This window comes from Lysobacter capsici, from assembly GCF_014779555.2.
Taxonomy (GTDB): Bacteria; Pseudomonadota; Gammaproteobacteria; order Xanthomonadales; family Xanthomonadaceae; genus Lysobacter; species Lysobacter capsici.
The window spans coordinates 3786273-3801294 of sequence record NZ_CP094357.1 but is presented as its reverse complement, the minus strand read 5'-3'; the positions used below and the strand labels follow the sequence as shown (position 1 = coordinate 3801294).

Sequence of the window (15022 nt, the reverse complement as noted above, 5' to 3'; positions counted from 1 at the left end):
TGTCCGAAAGCGCGGCTTCGATGTCCGCCTTTGCATCCCGTGTTTGCGCACGCTGACCGCCTTCCGGACGATTTCGAAGGTGAGTTGAATGCGCGCTCGATCGACGACCGTGGCGACGTGGTGGCTGTCGCTGTTGCTCCTGCTGTTGCCGCTGTCGGCCTGGGCCGCGCACGCGCCGCATTCCAAACCCGAGGTACGGGTCGGCATCGTTCTGTTCGACGGCGTGCAGATCATCGATTTCGCCGGGCCGTACGAGGTCTTCGGCACCGCCGGCTTCGGGGTGACGACGGTGTCGGCGGACGGCAAGCCGGTCAAGACCGCGATGGGATTGACGGTCACGCCGGACACGAGTTTCGCCGACGCGCCAGCCTTCGATGTGCTGCTGGTGCCCGGCGGTGACGTCGATGCTGCGCAGAAAAACGCCGCCGTACTCGACTTCATCCGCGCGCGTTCCACGCCTTCGCGCTATGTGCTGTCGGTCTGCACCGGCGCCTTCATCCTCGGCGCGACCGGATTGCTCGACGGACTCAAGGCGACGACCTTCCGGCCGGCGATCGAAGGCTTGGCCGCCGAGTTCCCGAAGATCGACGTGATCTCGGACGTGCGCTGGGCCGACAACGGCAAGTTCATCACCGCCGCCGGCCTGTCGTCGGGCATCGACGCGGCCTTGCACGTGGTCGAGAAGCTGCGTGGCGACCAGTTCACCCGAGCGACCGCGCTGCACCTGGAGTACGACTGGCAGCGCGAGCACGGCTTCGTGCGCAGCAAGATGGCCGATCGCTATTTTCCCAAGCAGTTTTCCACCGTGGTCGCCTGGCCCAAAGACATCAAGTTCGAAGGCCTGATCTCGGTCGGCGACGCGCGGCAATGGCGCATCCGCTACCGAGTCACCACTGCCACCTCGGCGGATGCACTGTCAAAGCTCATCGATGCCGGCGTGATCAAAGCGGGCGGCTGGACGCGCGAACCGGCGCCGAGCGGCTTACGTTGGCGCGGTGAGCAGGAAGGTCATCGGCTCGTCATGGCGTTGGGTACGTATCCGTCCACTGCCGGCGGCAGCTACGAGATCGAGATGACGATAGCGGTGGACGATGCGCCTGTGTCGAATGCGGCGGCGAGCGCCGCGTCTGCGAAATCTGCGCCTTGATCGCTTGGCGACGTGCTCGACCGGGCCTAAGCGGGCTCACAGTCGACAAGACCTGTGCGCTCGAGTTCCGACGCAGCGCGGGCGGCAGGGCTCATGCGAACAAATGCCGAAACGCTGCGCTGTCTTTGGCGTCGGCTTCGCGTGGCGCATTAAGCCCACGCCAATGTCCGACGTGCGCGGAAAAATCAATGCGCGCAGTTCTTTACATTGGCAACGAGCGCGATCGGCTGTTTACGCGGAGGAAATCGCCAACTCTCGACGATTCGCCTGGCCGCCAGATCGCATTTCATATTCCCGGATGAACGCCTGAACCTGGTATGGGTAACGGCACCGGACGGCGATACCACAAACTGGAGTTTCGCCGTCGGCACAGGCGCGTCATCGGGCAGGTGTCTCGGCTCGGCGCCGCTAATGTTTAGCGGTTTTGGCGCCGTTTCCGTGGAGCCGATAAGGTCGGCCAGGCGCAGGTCGGGGCCTCTCTTCCATGAGATCGTCCCGGTATGTTTGCCGATGAGAATCGCATCTTGATCGGCGACGCCGGCTACTCCCGTTTTTGGTGTCATTACCCAATCCAGGTTCCGGTCGATGGCCGGATAGGCTGAGCCGCACCCGCCGATAAAACGCTGGCAGTAATACTGAGCCATTGTTTCGGCCTGCTTCTGAGTAATGCCTGCGTTGAGGTCGACTCGGCCGATTTCCCCGGCCAGTTCATCCGCCAGCGTCTTGATATCTTGCGCATGGACAGGTGCGCACAAGAGGAAAGCCAAGACTGCGATAATTATTTTCATCATGTCGCCCATGCTGGATGACAAACGCGGCTTTGGTCGGAGTTGCGAGGCGGAAGTCCGAGTCGTTATCGGCGTGGCCCGCCGTGCGGTCCGACTCATGGCTGAGCATAGCGGCAACGGGCTTCGTTGCGTGCCACCGGCCGAGGACAGGGCAAGGACATGCTCGGCCTGAGCGCGCGACGAACCGCGACCGCGCTCAAACCTCGCCGGACATGCGCCCATCCGGCATTCCCGGACGGCCGACGTGGCTGCCGCCCGCACCGCGCAGTTACGATCAGCCAACCATCGAGGAGCCCCCGGCCCCATGAGCACCGAGATCGAATCATTGCAATCCGACCTGCGCCGATTCGCGGACGAGCGCGAATGGGGGGCGTTCCATACGCCCAAGAACCTGGCCTGCGCCTTGTCGGTGGAGGCGGCCGAGCTGCTGGAGCATTTCCAGTGGCTGACCGAGGCGCAAAGCTGGGCGCTGGACGAGCCCAAGCGGTCCGAGGTGGCCGCGGAAATGGCCGATGTCTTTCTGTATCTGCTGCAATTGTCGATGCGCCTGGACATCGATCTGGTCGCCGCCGCGCGGCGCAAGATGATCGCGAACGCGAAGAAGTATCCGGTCGAGCATACGAAGGGGCGTATCGCCAAGATTACCGAGGGATGAGGCGCGCCGCCGCCGCGGGCTTCGACCATTCCGGCCCCGGACTTCGCCGCTGTTGTCGTTCAACTTGCAAACGCGGCCCATGAAAAAAGCCGCCCTTTTCACGGGGCGGCTTTTCAATGCTTACGGCGACGAGGTGTGACGCGAGACCCAAGGCCTCACTGCAGACCTGCTATCACTCCACCGCCAGCCCTTCGACCTTCTGCCAACCACGCGGCAACAAACCGCCACGCGTCGCGCGCGCGCCCAGATACGGCTCGAGTTCCTTGAACGACAGGCTCATCGTGCGTGCGCCCGACTTGATGCTCAGGGTCGTGCCCGGCGCGACCACCGCCACCGCGACCACGCGCTCGGTGCCGAGCTTGGCCTTGGGGATGTCGATGATCTTGTTGCCCTTGCCCTTGTCGAGTTCCGGCAGTTCGTTGACCGGGAAGGCGAGCAGGTGACCGACGTTGGTCACCGCGACCACGCGGTCTTGTTCGACATCGCCGATCTGCGCCGGTTGCAACACCTTGGCGTTGGGCGTCAGCGACAGCATCGCCTTGCCGGCCTTGTTGCGGCCGGTGAGGTTTTCGAAGCGGGTCACGAAGCCGTAGCCATGCGAACTGGCCAGAACGAAACGCATGTCGTTGTCGCCAGCCGCCAGCGCCTGGAACGAAGCCCCCGCGGCAGGCGCGAACCGCCCCGTCAACGGCTCGCCGTTGCCGCGCGCCGAAGGCAGGCTGTGAATCAGCGTCGAATACGAACGTCCGGTCGAATCCAGGAACGCGACTTGCTGCGTGCTGCGCCCGCGCGCGGCGCCGAGCAGGCTGTCGCCGTCGCGATAGCTCAAGGTGGCCGCGTCGATCTCGTGGCCCTTGGCCGCGCGCACCCAGCCCTTTTCGCTGATGACTACGGTCATCGGCTCGCTGGCGACCAGTTCGGTTTCCGACAGCGCCTGCGCGGCGCTGCGCGAGACCAGCGGCGAACGGCGCGCGTCGCCGAACTTCTTCGCATCGGCGATCAGTTCGTCCTTGATCAGCTTCTTGAGCTTGGCCTTGCTGCCGAGCAGGGCGATCAGCTGTTCGCGTTCTTTCTGCAGTTCGTCCTGCTCGCCGCGGATCTTCATTTCCTCCAGGCGCGCGAGCTGGCGCAGCCGGGTTTCCATGATGTAGTCGGTCTGCTCCTCGCTCAGGCCGAAGCGCGCCATCAGCACCGCGCGCGGTTCGTCCTCGGTGCGGATGATGCGGATGACTTCGTCGAGGTTGAGGAACGCGACCAGCAAGCCTTCCAACAGGTGCAGGCGGCGCTCGACCTTGTCCAGGCGATGGGTCAGGCGGCGGGTGACGGTGTCGGTGCGGAAGCTCAGCCACTCGGTCAGCAGCGCCTTGAGGCCCTTGACCTGCGGGCGGCCGTCCAGGCCGATGATGTTGATGTTGACCCGGAAGCTCTTCTCCATGTCCGTGGTCGCGAACAGATGGCCCATGAGCTGTTCGACGTCGACGCGGTTGGAGCGCGGCACCAGCACGATCCGGGTCGGATTGGCGTGGTCGGATTCGTCGCGGATGTCTTCCAGCCACGGCAGCTTCTTGGCCCGCATCTGGGTGGCGATCTGTTCGATCACCTTGCCCGGCGAGGCCTGGTAGGGCAGCGCGGTGACGACGATGTTGGCGCCGTCCTTCTCGAAGATGGCGCGGGCGCGCACGCTGCCCAGGCCGGTTTCGTACATCTGCAGCAGATCGGCGCGCGAGGTGATGATTTCGGCCGGGGTCGGGTAGTCCGGGCCGAGCACGTGCTCGCACAGGTCGCGGGTGGTCGCGTCCGGGTCGTCGAGCAGGCGCACGCAGGCGCTGACGATTTCGTTGAGGTTGTGTGGCGGCACGTCGGTGGCCATGCCGACCGCGATGCCGGTGGTGCCGTTGAGCAGCAGGTGCGGCAGGCGCGCCGGCATCCAGGTCGGCTCTTCCAGGGTGCCGTCGAAGTTCGGGGTCCAGTCGACCGTGCCGTGGCCGAGTTCGCCCAGCAGCACTTCGGCGATCGGGGTCAGCTTGGATTCGGTATAGCGCATCGCCGCGAACGATTTGGGATCGTCGCTGGAACCGAAGTTGCCCTGGCCCTCGACCAGCGGATAGCGGTACGAGAACGGCTGCGCCATCAGCACCATCGCCTCGTAGCAGGCGCTGTCGCCGTGCGGATGGAATTTGCCGATCACGTCGCCGACGGTGCGCGCGGATTTCTTCGGCTTGGCGGCGGCGTTGAGGCCCAGCTCGCTCATCGCATAGATGATGCGGCGCTGCACCGGCTTGAGGCCGTCGCCGATGAAGGGCAGGGCGCGGTCCAGCACCACATACATCGAATAATCGAGGTAGGCGCGCTCGGCGTACTCGCGCAAGGGAATCTGTTCGAAGCCGTGGAACACCGGACGTACGGGATCAGTCATGGAACCTTGAGGCGGGTAGGGCAGACCGGGGATTCTACCCGCGGACGCGTTTCACCGGGTGCGACTGGGAGACGATGCAGGCCGCGCAAGGCTTTGGCGGTATCCTCGGCGGCCTGTCGATGGCCCGTCGAGGGCCGCTAAAGGAGTCGCCCATGCCCGTGAGCCTGTTGTGGATGCGTTCGCCGGCCGTCGCGGCGGCGATCCTGGCCCTCGCCACCGCCTGTTCGCAGGGCCCGGCGCAGGCGCGCAGCCATGTCCCGGTCGATTCCTACCGGGTCGTGGCGAGCTATCCGCACGACCCGGGCGCCTTCACCCAGGGCCTGATCTACAAGGACGGGTTTCTTTACGAAAGCACCGGCCTGTACGGGCAGTCGTCGGTGCGCAAGGTCGAGCTGGACACCGGCCGGGTCCTGCACAAGACCGACCTGCCGGCGTCGGTGTTCGGCGAAGGCATGGCCGACCGCGGCCAGCAGCTGCTGGTGCTGACCTGGACCTCCGGGGTCGGCTATGTGCTGAACCTGCCCGGTTTCGACCAGGCCGGCAGCTTCGCCTACCCGGGCGAGGGCTGGGGCCTGACCCGTTCAGCCGATGCGCTGTACATGAGCGACGGCAGTTCGCAGATCCGCGTGCTCGACCCCGCGACGTTGAAGGAGCGCTCACGCATCGACGTCAGCGACGAGGGCCGCCCGATCGACCAGCTCAACGAGCTGGAGTGGGTCAAGGGCGAGCTGTACGCCAATGTCTGGCAGACCGACCGGATCGCGCGGATCGACCCCAAGACCGGCCACGTGCTCGGCTGGATCGACCTGAGCGGACTGTTGCGCGAACACGGCCGTCCCCACCGCGGCGTCGACGTGCTCAACGGCATCGCCTACGACGCCGCGCGCGATCGTCTGTTCGTGACCGGCAAGCTGTGGCCGGACCTGTTCGAGATCCAGCGGGTGCCGGCGGCGAAGCGCGCCGGCGGGGGCTGAGCGCGGCGCCTGTCGAACAGCGCGGTCGATCAGTGGCGCCGCCGCCCCACGCCAACTGACGAATTTGTCAGCCAAGCGACAGCGTGGCGTAGGCCGCGCGGGGCTAGAGTCGCCCGATGGCGCCCTGTCCTCCCCGCAGGCGCCATCGGCGGCGTTTTTCTCCAAGGGCGCCGCCCCCTATTCGATCCGCCGCCTGGCGCGGTTGTACGATGGCCCGAGCCGGGCCAGCGCCAGGACACCCACGCCGCAATGAAGTCGCTGCAATGAAATTGCTGATCGTCGAGGACGAAGCCAAGACCGCCGATTACCTGCGCGACGGTCTGGCCGAGCAGGGCTGGGCGGTCGATGTCGCGCGCGACGGCACCACCGGCCTGCATCTGGCGCGCGAGCTCGACTACGACGTGATCGTGCTCGACGTGATGCTGCCCGGCATGGACGGCTTCGCGGTGTTGCGCGAACTGCGCCTGCGCAAGCAGACCCCGGTGATCATGCTGACCGCGCGCGACCGCATCGACGATCGCGTCCACGGCCTGGGCGCGGGCGCCGACGATTACCTGGTGAAACCCTTCTCCTTCATCGAACTGCTGGCGCGCTTGCAAGCGCTGGTGCGGCGCGGCCGCCAGCAGGAGCCGACCGAACTGCAGATCGGCGACCTGCAGATCAACCTGATCGCGCGCCGCGCGTTTCGCGACGCCACCCGGCTCGACCTGACCGGCAAGGAGTTCGCGTTGCTGGCCCTGCTGGCGCAGCGGCGCGGCCAGATCCTGTCGAAGACGGTAATCGCCGCGCAGGTGTGGGACATCAATTTCGACAGCCACACCAACGTGGTCGAAGTGGCGATCAAGCGCCTGCGCGCCAAGATCGACGGCCCGTTCCGCAACAAGCTGCTGCACACCGTGCGCGGCATGGGCTATGTGCTGGAAGCGCGCGAGGGCGACGAGGACGACGACGCGCCGGTCGCGGGACGCGGCTCGGCATGAAGCGCGTGCGCGATCTGTCCATCGCCCAGCGCCTGGCGGCGATGTTCGCGCTCGCCGCGCTGCTGGTGTTCGCCCTGGTCGGGGTCGCGCTGTATCACGTGCTGCAGACCCAGATCGTGCGCTACCAGCACGCCGAACTGGCGACCAAGCTGCGCTATGTGGTCGGCAGCGTGGCCTTGTGCGAAACGCACGAGCGCTGGCTCAAGGTCGAAGACAAGGTGCAGAACCTGATTTCCAGCGACCGCAGCACCAAGGTCTGGGCCTGGAGTTCGAATCCGGACTACCGCATCGGCGACGCCGAACCGACCATCAGCGGCGCGACCAGCCGCCGCGATCTGGGCATGGGACGCCTGCTCCTGCCGGGCGCCGAATACCCGTATCGCACCTTGCAGGAGCTGGTGCCGGCGCTGGGCAATCGGCCCGCGGTGCGGGTGTCGGTCGCGATCGATTCGAAACCCTACGTGTCGGCGCTGCGTTGGTTCACCCTGATCATGCTGGCGCTGGGCGTGTGCGGCATCGCCCTGGTCGCGCTGCTCGGGCACTGGATCGCGCGGGTCGGCCTGCGTCCGTTGCAGCGGCTGTCGAACGAAGCGCAGACCTTGAGCCCGAGCAATCTCTCGCAACGTCTGCAGCCGACCGAACTGCCGCCCGAGCTCGGACGCCTGACCGGGACCTTCAACGGCGCGCTCGATCGGCTGGAAGCGGCCTACACCAGGCTGGATGCGTTCAACGCCGATGTCGCCCACGAACTGCGCACGCCGCTGACCAATCTGATGGGCCAGACCCAGGTCGCGCTGTCGCGTCCGCGCGAGGTCGCGCAGCTGGAGGACGTGCTGCAATCGAACCTGGAAGAACTTGAACGCATGCGCGGCATCATCAACGACATGCTGTTCCTGTCGCGCGCCGGGCAGGGCGATATCGCCCTGGACCGGGTTTGCGTGCCGCTGGCTGAGGAGGTCGCCAAGACCGGCGAATTCCTCGAATACCTGCTCGAGGAAGTGGGCATGCAGTTGCGTATCGACGGCGCGGTCGACGCCTGGATCGACACGTCGCTGTTCCGCCGCGCGATGACCAATCTGCTGCATAACGCGGTCCAGCATGCGACCCCGGGTTCGGAAATCGTGGTGGAACTGCGCGGCGGCGACGCGGCGCACAGCGACTGCGGCACCGGCGCGCGCGTGGCCGTGCGTAACCACGGCGCGGGCGTGCCGCCGCAGCATCTGGCGCGGATGTTCGACCGCTTCTATCGGGTCGACGCCGCCCGCGAACATCGCGGCGAGCGGCATCACGGCCTGGGCCTGTCGATCGTCAAGGCGATCGCGTCGCTGCATGGCGGTACGGTGTTCGCCGATAGTCGCGAAGGCCGCACCACGGTGGGGTTCAGCCTGGCGACGCCGCAGCCGCATTCGCCGGCTTAGAGGCCTGCGCGATTTCGCGAAAGCAGTGAAGTCGGTGAGAGAGCTTCAGCCCCGGCTCCCAAAGCATCGCCAACGCAAGACCATGCGCCGCGGCAAGAACCGCGTGCCACATGCATCAGCGATGCAGATCGCCCGCTGCCTCGGGCTGATAGCGCAAACCCAGCACGCGCAGGCGCGCGCTGCGTCCGCCCGGCAACGGCCAGGCGATATGCGCGCCGACCCGCAGGCCGAGCAATGCGCTGCCGACCGGGGCCAATATCGAAATACGTTCGGCGCTGCCGTCGGCATCGCGCGGATACACCAGCGCGGCTTCGCGCTCTTCGCCGCTGGCTTCGTCGACGAAACGGATCACCGAATTCATCGTGATCGCATCCGCGGGAACCTGCGCGGGTTCCACCACTTCGGCGCGGTCGAGCTCGCGGCGCAGGCCGGAGGCATCGACGCCGGCCGGCAAGGCGTGTTCGAGCAGCGCTTCGAGCCGCTCGCAATCCAGGCGCGAAATCACCAGCGGAGGAGGCAGGCCGGACGGGTGGGGCAGATGACGGTCGTTCATGGTGGATCTCCAAAGCAAGAACGGGCGACGCACCGTGTACGCCACCCGTGGACTGAGAGTAGCTGCGGACCATAGCCCGCAGGCCCGGCTTCATCAAGCCGGTCCCGTGTCGCGCCGGCGCGGTCCGCGCGCATCCATCGCCGCGCACCGCCCGTATCAATCCGCGTGGGCCGGACAACGGCCGTTTCGTGAATCGCGATGGATGCCGTCGTCTACAACGCCACCCCGTTCCGCGCCGCAAGCCCGAAGGACGCTGCGCGGGATTCGTCGCGTCCGCGCAGGCCGGCCGGGCCGCCGCCGTGCCGGGCCGGCACCGCCGCGCGGATGCGCCCGGGCCGCCCGCAACCGCGCCCTGGCGCACGCTTCGCTGACGCCGGCGACGGATGTTTGCCGAATCTGTCCGCAGCGCGACTAGTATCCCAGCCTGAGTGTGCCGTTTCGGCACGTACGACCGAGACCCCGATGACCGACTACACGGCCGCGCGGCCCACCGAATTTTCCGGCGGCTCCGATCCAACCAGCGAGTTGTTGACCGCGGTGGGACGCGGCGACGCGAGCGCGTTCGAGCGCCTGTATCGAGAAACCTCCTCGCGCCTGTTCGGCGTGTGTCTGCGCCTGCTGCCCGAGCGCAGCGAAGCCGAGGACGTGCTGCAGGAGGTCTACGCCACGGTGTGGCGCAAGGCCGGGCAGTTCGACGCCAGCCGCGCCAGCGCGATCACCTGGCTGGCGATGATCGCGCGCAACAAGGCGATCGATCGCCTGCGCGCCGCGCCGTCCTCGCTCAAGCGCGCGCCGATCGAACTGATCGACGAAATCGCCGATTCCGCGCCGAGCCCGTCGGCGCAGGTCGAAAGCGCCGACGAAAACGAACGCCTGCGGCTGTGCATGGAGGAACTCGATGCGCGCCGGCGCCAGCTGATCCGCACCGCCTTCTTCGACGGTGCGACCTACGAAGAACTGGCGCAACGCAGCGGCTCGCCGCTGGGCAGCATCAAGAGCTGGATCCGGCGCGGCCTGATCCAGCTTCGCGCCTGTCTGGAACGGTGAGGCGCAGCCATGACTATTCGTGAACACGATATCGATGGCGAGCCGCCGAGCGCCGATGTGCATGCCGGCGAGTACGTGCTGGGGGTGTTGAATTTGCGCGAACGCCGGTTGGCGGAGGTGCGGATCGAGACCGAGCCTGCGTTCGCGCGGTTGGTCGCCGACTGGGAGCGCCGCCTCGCCGCGCTGCTGGCCGAGATCGATCCCGTCGCCGTGCCCGCGCACCTGTGGCCGCGCTTGCGCACGCGCCTGGGCTGGTCGCCGGTCGACGGCGCCGCGCCGCGCGGGCTGTTGAACAGCGTCGGCTTCTGGCGCGCCACCGCCGCGCTCGCCGCCGCATTGGCGGTGGTCGCGCTGTTGGTCGGCCGCGGGCCGGCGCCGGTCCAGCCGCCGGTGATCGTGCAGCAACCGCCGGTGCAGCAGCCCGACGAAGCCGGGCTGACCCGACCGGTCACCCGGCTGGCGCGCGACGACGGCAGCACCGGCTGGCTCGCCACGGTCGATCGCGGCCACGGCAAGGTGCTGATGGTGCCGGTGCCCGGTCCGGCCGACGCGCAGGGCCGGATCGCCGAGCTGTGGATCATCCCGAGCGGCGAAGCGCCGCGTTCGCTGGGCGTGGTCTCGACCCAGGTCGCCCATTCGGTCGCGGTTCCGTCCGAGCTGATCGCCAAGCTGGTGGCCGGCGCGACCCTGGCCATCACCCTGGAACCGTCGAGCGGCGTGCCGCATGCCGCGCCGACCGGTCCGATCGTCGCCAAGGGCGGAATCTCGCTGTAATCCCGGCAGCCAAGCGGCGCCGGGCCCGAGGCCCCGCGCCGCGGACGGCGCAGCGAGGCGGGGCGGTCGTTGCGGGTTCTGGCGATCGAGTGAAAAAGTTGTGACACAACCGTTGACAGCCGCGCCGCCGCAACGCAACATACGCCCCTCGCAGCGGCGACGGTTCATCGAAACCGCAGCGATTGGCCCAGGTGGCGGAATTGGTAGACGCACTAGTTTCAGGTACTAGCGGGTAAAACCGTGGAGGTTCGAGTCCTCTCCTGGGCACCACTACATCGATCATCGCCACGGCGATGATCCAACGAGAAACCCCGCTCACGCGGGGTTTTTTGTTGTCCGCGATTCATCCGTTCGCATCAAATGCGCGGGTCGCTCGCGGATGTTTTCCGAGCGAACCGCGCGCCACCCAGGGCCGCCGCCCGCCCGACTTTCAGCTGAAGACCGCGTCGCGCGACCGCCGCGGGCCGCATCGCCGCGGACAATAATCGGGCGAACCACGCCCCAACAGCGGCCCCGGCGATCACCGACGATCGTGCGACGGGTCGGCGGCGTATCGCGAGCGCGCTCCGCCCATGACCGACATTCTGCTGATCGAAGACGACGAACGCCTCGGCGCGCTGGTCGCGCATTACCTGGGCAAGCACGGCTATCGCGTCGCGGTCGAGGCCGACGGCGCGCGCGCGGTGCAGGCGATCCTCGAGCGCGCGCCGGCGCTGGTGTTGCTGGATATTTCCCTGCCCGGACAGGACGGCTTCGAGATCTGCCGCGCGGTGCGCGCGCGCTACGCCGGGATCATCTGCATGCTGACCGCGCGCACCGACGATATCGATCAGGTGCTGGGCCTGGAACTGGGTGCCGACGACTACATCGGCAAGCCGATCGAGCCGCGCGTGCTGCTGGCGCGCCTGCGCGCGCATCTGCGCCGCGACAGCGCCGCGCGCCAGGGCGGCGACCTGCTGTGCTTCGGTCAGCTGCGCATCGATCGCGGCACCCGCGAAGCGACCCTGCACGCGCGGCGCATCGAACTGACCACCGCCGAGTTCGACCTGCTGGTGTTGCTGGCCGATCGCGCCGGCCACATTCTCAGCCGCGACGATCTGCTGCAGTCGCTGCGCGGCATCAATTTCGACGGCCTGGACCGTTCGATCGACGCGCGCATCTCGCGGCTGCGGCGCAAGCTCGGCGATCTGGCCGAAGAGCCCGAACGGATCAAGACCGTGCGCGGCAAGGGCTATCTGTTCAACCGGGCCGCCTGGGAATGAGCGGCGGGCGCGGCTCGATCTGGGTCGATCGCGCCTGGCGCTGGTTCGGCCCGGCGTCGCCGCTGCGCCGCGCGTTCGCCGCCGACGGCGCGGGCGGCAAATCCCGCCACGGCCATTTCAGCCTGTTCGTGCGTTATTACCTGACCGTGTTGCTGATCTATGCCGCGGTCATCATCGGCGGCGTGTCGGCCTGGATCTACATCACCGACGAAAACAGCCGCGACTACTCGCAAGCGCAGATGCGCGGCACCCATTACCTGATCGAACAACGCTATCTGCACACCGACCCGGCGCAGTGGCCGGCGTTGACCGACGAACTGCGCGCGCACTTCGCCTATCCGCTGAACCTGGTCCCGCTCGACTCGCTGCAAGCCGACCTGACCCCGGCCGAATGGCAACGCCTGCAGCGCGGCGCGCTGGTCATGGAGAGCGAGAACGAGGCCTACACCTATCAGCGGCTGCCGGGCACCGACCAGGTCGTGGCCCTGGGCGATTTCGACGAGGTGATCGTGCACGGCGTGCCGTGGCGCGATCTGGATTTCGTCGATTCGCTGGTGATGCTGGCGATGTACTTCCTGGCGATCGCCTTGCCCTTGTACTTTCTGGTCTACCGATTCTGGCGCGACCTGCGCAAGCTGCGCGCGACCGCCGAAGCGCTGAGCGCCGGCGACCTGGACGCGCGCGCGCCCGAAGTGGTCACGCGCCTAGTCAATCCGCTCGGTCACGCGCTCAACCGCATGGCCGGGCAGGTGCAGCAGGTGTTGGAAAGCCAGCGCATCCTCGCCCAGGCGGTCGCGCACGAGATCCGCACGCCGCTCACGCGCATGCGCTTCGCCCTGGAAATGCTGGAGTCGGCCGACGACGAGCGCGAGCGCGCGAATCTGCAGCACGGGCTGGAAGCGGACATCCGGCGCCTGGAGCATCTTGCCGCGAACAGCGTCACCTATGCGCGGATCGGCCGCATGGTCGGGATCGAGCGCGGCGAGATCGACCTGCGCGCGCTGTTCGCCGACCTGGCCGACATCTTCGCGCCGCCGGCATCGCTGCATCTGCGTTTCGACCGCGGCGGCATCGACAGCGTCCAGGCCAATCGCGAGGCGCTGGAACTGGCCCTGCGCAATCTGATCGCCAACGCGCTGCGGCACGCGCGCTCGACGATCGAAGTCAGCGTCGTGCAGGAAGGCGACAGCACCGTGTTCCGCGTCGACGACGACGGCGAGGGCGTGCACGAGGACCTGAGCCAGCAGGTCTTCCTGCCGTTCACCCAATTGCGGAAGAACCCCGACGGCTTCGGCCTGGGGCTGGCGCTGGTGCGGGTGGTGGCGGAGAAGCACGGCGGCCGCGCCACGGTGGCGCCGTCGTCGCTGGGCGGCGCGTGTTTCCGGATCGAGCTTCCGAGTTATCCGCTGCATCCGGCGGTGTCCTGCTGAGTTGCGTGGCGCGGCGCTTATGCGGCTGGCGTTGACGCTGCGGCTGTCGCGGTTGCCGCGATCGCGCAAGTCGGTTGCAAGCGTTGCGTAAGGTCCGGAGTCGGCGTGCGCGATCAACTGCAAGCAGGCGACGTATCTGAATCTACGATGTGCCTGCATCGGCATCGGCATCGGCATCGACGGCCGCATCCGCATCCGCATCTGCGGTCGCGTCTTCCTATCTGCATCCGCCTCGCTTCGCCTCGGAGCTTGTAGCGCGTATCCGGCTGAGTAGGGCGTCCGCCATTTCCCAGTGCCACGAGCCCAAAGTCCTGCCGGTCGAATCCAATTCCATGAGTCCGTAAGCGAGCGCCCGCTCTTTGATGGCTGCGTGCCATTCATTGGCGCGAAACGATCTGTGTATTTGTTACGCATATATGCGCTGAAGTTATCGCGTGACAGTGATGTTTTTCACGCCTGAGTATGTTTTTTAGGTCGATCGGCCGCAGGACTATTTTTGTTTTGATGTATTTATTGGGAAATTAATGTGCATTTAGTACGCTCTGTTTGCCTGCGTTTAGTGTTGGAATTTATTTGTGATCGATTTTGGCATTGTGAAGCGAGTCGGCGTGGTGCTAGCCTGATTTTCATTGGGGTATTCGGTGCGCGATCCGTGTCGCGCCCGAACGAGTGGCCTGCGGCCCATCCGGGCGGTTCGAATGCATACGAAAGCAGTTTCAATGATTTCGGCTTCGCAACGCATCACGGCCGCCCAGGCAAGCGCTGCATTCAATAAGGAGATGGAATGAGCGGGATCAGTATCGATGGCGCGCGCACGACTTTGCTCGCGCTCGGCAACGCCGCAGTGCTCGTTTGCGGCCTGACCGCAGGTCAAGCATTCGCCCAGAACACCTGGGAGGTCAACGACAGCCAGGCCGGCAAGTACCTGGAGGAAATCCGTGATGGTCTCGGCACCAAGGGCTCGACCGACAAGGAAAATGTCAACGGCAAGTTGAACAACATGATGAAGATCGGCAGCGCCAAGAAAAGTGGCGACGCCGCTCCGGAGCCGACCGAGGTCCTGCAGAAGGACAAGCCCAGTATGGTTAAAAAGGAAGTGGCGGATCGCTGTCCCGCGAGTTCGGCTACATCCGACAAGTCGCTTCAGGACTTGCACACCATCTGCGAGGAACTGGTCAAGACCGAGACCGCGCAATACAACTATTCGCTGGCGATGTACGAGATATTCAAGAAGCGCAAGGAGCGGCTTGACGAGATCGAATCCAATCGCGGCAACCTGAGCGCGTCCGACCAGGGCAAGTTGCAGGACAACACCAATGCCCTGCTGGCGCTGATGGCGCGCATGGAATTGGACATGAACCAGTACCGGTTCTACATGGAGGCTTACGCCGCGCGCACCACCTATCTAAAAACGGTGCGAGATTTCGTCAGCAATCAAGTCGTCAATGGGAAAGGCAAGGACAATAGCGCGCTGGGTTCGATAGGTCGCGAGGCCATCGGCGCGAGCGTGCTGAAAAACGCATTGGACAAGATGGAAAGCAGCCGTATCAAGTCCCCCTGGAAGTCCCGGGACTGATC

General features: G+C 66.2%; 13 protein-coding genes and 1 tRNA gene. 11 read left to right on the top strand and 3 right to left on the bottom strand.

Annotated elements, in window-relative coordinates; translation table 11 throughout:
* Positions 1-88 precede the first annotated feature (88 nt).
* Positions 89-1147 (top strand): DJ-1/PfpI family protein, encoded by a 1059-nt coding sequence (locus tag IEQ11_RS15380; protein WP_191820736.1) that lies wholly within the window; start codon positions 89-91, stop codon positions 1145-1147.
* A gap of 185 nt (positions 1148-1332) precedes the next feature.
* Here the strand turns inward: IEQ11_RS15380 and IEQ11_RS15375 are convergent, their stop codons facing one another.
* Positions 1333-1947 (bottom strand): energy transducer TonB, encoded by a 615-nt coding sequence (locus IEQ11_RS15375; RefSeq protein WP_191820737.1) that lies wholly within the window; start codon positions 1945-1947, stop codon positions 1333-1335.
* A 292-nt stretch (positions 1948-2239) separates the two neighbouring features.
* Between IEQ11_RS15375 and IEQ11_RS15370 the strand changes: the two genes are divergently transcribed.
* Complete coding sequence (locus IEQ11_RS15370) at positions 2240-2590, top strand: nucleotide pyrophosphohydrolase (RefSeq protein WP_036112284.1); 351 nt, start codon at positions 2240-2242, stop codon at positions 2588-2590.
* A 172-nt stretch (positions 2591-2762) separates the two neighbouring features.
* Here the strand turns inward: IEQ11_RS15370 and parC are convergent, their stop codons facing one another.
* The gene (parC, locus tag IEQ11_RS15365) at positions 2763-5006 is read right to left on the bottom strand and encodes a DNA topoisomerase IV subunit A (RefSeq protein ID WP_046657103.1); all 2244 of its coding nucleotides are present in this window, start codon (positions 5004-5006) and stop codon (positions 2763-2765) included.
* A 152-nt stretch (positions 5007-5158) separates the two neighbouring features.
* Between parC and IEQ11_RS15360 the strand changes: the two genes are divergently transcribed.
* From IEQ11_RS15360 to IEQ11_RS15350, 3 genes are all read left to right on the top strand, one after another.
* Positions 5159-5980: a glutaminyl-peptide cyclotransferase gene (locus tag IEQ11_RS15360; RefSeq protein WP_228464419.1), complete on the top strand. Its 822-nt coding sequence runs from the start codon at positions 5159-5161 to the stop codon at positions 5978-5980.
* A 263-nt stretch (positions 5981-6243) separates the two neighbouring features.
* Positions 6244-6960: a heavy metal response regulator transcription factor gene (locus IEQ11_RS15355; protein ID WP_191820738.1), complete on the top strand. Its 717-nt coding sequence runs from the start codon at positions 6244-6246 to the stop codon at positions 6958-6960.
* Positions 6957-8378 (top strand): heavy metal sensor histidine kinase, encoded by a 1422-nt coding sequence (locus IEQ11_RS15350; RefSeq protein ID WP_191820739.1) that lies wholly within the window; start codon positions 6957-6959, stop codon positions 8376-8378. The genes IEQ11_RS15355 and IEQ11_RS15350 overlap by 4 nt, the downstream gene beginning before the upstream one ends.
* A gap of 115 nt (positions 8379-8493) precedes the next feature.
* Here IEQ11_RS15350 and rnk read toward each other — a convergent pair whose 3' ends face one another.
* Positions 8494-8931, bottom strand: a complete 438-nt coding sequence (gene rnk, locus IEQ11_RS15345) for a nucleoside diphosphate kinase regulator (RefSeq protein ID WP_051547718.1) — start codon at positions 8929-8931, stop codon at positions 8494-8496.
* Between the two features lie 462 nt (positions 8932-9393).
* On the opposite strand from rnk, the gene IEQ11_RS15340 reads away from it, so the two are divergent.
* The 6 genes from IEQ11_RS15340 to IEQ11_RS15315 all read left to right on the top strand — a co-directional run bounded on the left by IEQ11_RS15340 (position 9394) and on the right by IEQ11_RS15315 (position 15020).
* Complete coding sequence (locus IEQ11_RS15340) at positions 9394-9978, top strand: sigma-70 family RNA polymerase sigma factor (RefSeq protein WP_046657095.1); 585 nt, start codon at positions 9394-9396, stop codon at positions 9976-9978.
* Between the two features lie 9 nt (positions 9979-9987).
* Positions 9988-10752: an anti-sigma factor gene (locus tag IEQ11_RS15335; RefSeq protein WP_191820740.1), complete on the top strand. Its 765-nt coding sequence runs from the start codon at positions 9988-9990 to the stop codon at positions 10750-10752.
* 185 nt (positions 10753-10937) lie between these two features.
* Positions 10938-11022, top strand: a tRNA-Leu gene (locus tag IEQ11_RS15330).
* 302 nt (positions 11023-11324) lie between these two features.
* A complete protein-coding gene (locus IEQ11_RS15325) occupies positions 11325-12014 on the top strand; it encodes a winged helix-turn-helix domain-containing protein (protein WP_057922007.1) in 690 nt (229 codons plus the stop codon).
* Positions 12011-13444, top strand: a complete 1434-nt coding sequence (locus tag IEQ11_RS15320; protein ID WP_191820741.1) for an ATP-binding protein — start codon at positions 12011-12013, stop codon at positions 13442-13444. Before IEQ11_RS15325 ends, IEQ11_RS15320 begins: the two co-directional genes overlap by 4 nt.
* 784 nt (positions 13445-14228) lie before the next feature.
* Entirely contained in the window at positions 14229-15020 is a 792-nt protein-coding gene (locus IEQ11_RS15315; protein ID WP_191820742.1) for a hypothetical protein, read from the top strand.
* The last annotated feature ends 2 nt before the right edge of the window (positions 15021-15022 follow it).